This window comes from Fibrobacter sp. UWR4 (assembly GCF_003149045.1).
Classification (GTDB): Bacteria; Fibrobacterota; Fibrobacteria; order Fibrobacterales; family Fibrobacteraceae; genus Fibrobacter.
In genome coordinates this window covers 1-2409 of sequence record NZ_QGDU01000078.1, presented here as the reverse complement: position 1 = coordinate 2409, position 2409 = coordinate 1, and the positions used below count along the sequence as shown (strand labels likewise).

Here is a 2409-nt window from a genome sequence, read left to right as displayed (position 1 = left end):
TCTCGGTTAAGTCTCATCGCTTGTCCTTTTCTTGGTCGAAAACGCAAGTTAGAAACCTAACCATCCCTAGAATTCACTTTCTAGGGATTTTTTTTGTTTTCAGCCTAGATCGGATTTACTTGACGATGAGAATCCGCGACTGAAAAAACAAAGAATGAAACGCTTTTTCTTGTTTTTGACTGTTATTTTGCAGGCATCGGCATAATGAAGTTCAACATTCAACTAGCATTGGCGGTTCAAATCACATTTGCCACCATTGCGTACAACAAATCAAAATCTCGCAAAAAAGTTTTTAGAAAAAAATTAAATTACGATATCCAAAAAGTTCACAAAAAATATTCATCTAAATTCGGCATGTTACTTATTGTTTCTAAATCATCATGACAGACTTTAACAAATCCCTTTGATATTTCATAGCCGACAAAATCACCATCATCTATATCTAACAAATGATAGGGACCCGTGGAGACCCACCTTGAGATGTGTGCTGCATAGAAGCCGTAGTTTTCCGCGATTTGCCGGGCACCATCGTCCTTTTCGCAAAGAAAGCCGAATTCTAGCAACTGCGTTTCTAAATCAGAAGATTCCTCCTGAAATTTCAGGGGCATTCTCTGCAAAGAAACGCTGGGCATAGAGTTAATATAGAATTATTGTTTGCATAGATTAAATTCTGGAAAATCAATTTCAACAATAATACACCTATTTGATACTTCTAAATAAGATGTTCTCCTTTTTCCAACACCGAATATACGATTTGCGTTTTCGATCTGAATTGGAGCTTCGTACATTATTCGACCATCAAGAACTAAAAAATTTGATTTAATGTACCATTTTCCCACATTTGAATCTAACCGATCCTTATCAGCATAAATTTGAAGAAACGAGTGATCAGGATATAGAGTAACAGATTCAATACCATACCTATGCTTACGCACATATGTCCCAATATAGTCATCACTTTTTGAGCATCCTAGCAGCACAAGAAGAAACAAAATAAAAACAAATATTCTCATGGCAATTATCTTAGATGTTAGACACAATATCAATGGGCAATACACATCAACGAATCGTATTAAACTCAGCTGTGGAACTTGACTTAGTAGGATTCCAAGTCCTTAACTTATTCCAATCAATCCGTTGTGAACCTATATAAGTCTGCTTTGTCGTCGTTAAAGGCTCATTACCATGAGAATCACGGCTTGTATTCTGCGCAACGCCTACTCCTAAATGATAATACCAGGAATTTCTTGATTTTGAATCAACTACAGTAATAATAAGTTGTTCTCCATCCGGTACAACACTTGCAGTTGTACCACCTAAAAAGAACCTTAACCAATCACCTTTTGATAAACCTTCTTGAGCGGCTTTACCATGCTGTTCAACACTATTCAAAAGATCTATAATTGATGGACTAGATATACTAGGACTGAATGTATATGGACGATCAATAGGTTGCAATTCCGTTCTGCCCAAATTTGTTTCATAAAATTCTTCTATTGCAGCCTGAACAAAATCTAATTTCATTAAATCTTTCGATATAGCATCTTGTTCACTAAACGTTCTACTTTCTTCTCCTTCACCAGAAGCAAATTCATACAATAAAATCGCTATTGTGCCTTGGGAATCTTCATGAAAAATATTTTCCTTTTCTTTTTCAGTTAAATCTTCTACACCCGACAACATTTTTTTAGCAATGAATTTAAGGAACTCAACACTCAAATGATCAATTATTATAGAAAGACTAATTTCTGTTTCAACAGCACTTGTAGAAGATTCAACCACAGAACTAGATGAAGATGAACTAGAAAAATCACTCACAATCTGTTTCTGACTATCTTGAGAATTATTCTCTTTTTCCTTTACTTTAGGAGCATTAATTAATTGATCATCATCAATCGTTTGCGTTCCGCTCGGGTCCGCGCCGCTTATGGGGTTCCCGTTTACGTATGCGTAGAGGTTGATGCCGTCGGCAAGCCATGTGGGGTCCGTGGATACCCACCGTGAGATGTGAGCGGCGTAGTAGCGCTGCTCGCAGTAGTACAGCGAAGATTCCTCGTCCTTCTCCTTGCCGGTGTAGCGGTAGCGCTTCCGGCTGACTTCGCTTGCGTTGCGGCCGGCGCGGTAGCTTGTATCGCCGTAGGGGTAATATTCCTCGTAGCTGATGATGTTGGCGGAGTCGTCGAGTTCGAGAGATGCCGAGCCGAGATGGTTGTCGAGCTGGTAACGTTGCACGGGCGCGGGGGCCGCGGCACGGTTCCCGTTTTCCACAGTCAAGGTTTCGACTATTGCAATGCGTTTCCGGTCGTCCATGACATGCAATGTCTCGCGCTCGGTCTCGAGCGCTCCGTTCACGGTCTTGCGCCAGATCTCGAGGCCGCCGAGGTAAAGGCGGGTCTCCGTCACGCCATT

Annotated in this window: 2 protein-coding genes; both read right to left on the bottom strand. The window is 40.5% G+C overall.

The annotated features are described in order from the left end of the window. Nucleotides 1-326: 326 nt before the first annotated feature. Complete coding sequence (locus BGX12_RS15125; RefSeq protein ID WP_146196387.1) at nucleotides 327-632, bottom strand: hypothetical protein; 306 nt, start codon at nucleotides 630-632, stop codon at nucleotides 327-329. A 427-nt stretch (nucleotides 633-1059) separates the two neighbouring features. Next, nucleotides 1060-2409: RHS repeat-associated core domain-containing protein (locus BGX12_RS15895; protein WP_233246424.1), on the bottom strand; the 1350-nt coding region annotated here is incomplete at its 5' end.

Coding starts and splice junctions, on each gene's coding strand:
- BGX12_RS15125 (WP_146196387.1), bottom strand. CDS start 632: ATGCCCAGCGTTTCTTTGCAGAGAATGCCCCTGAAATTTCAGGAGGAA.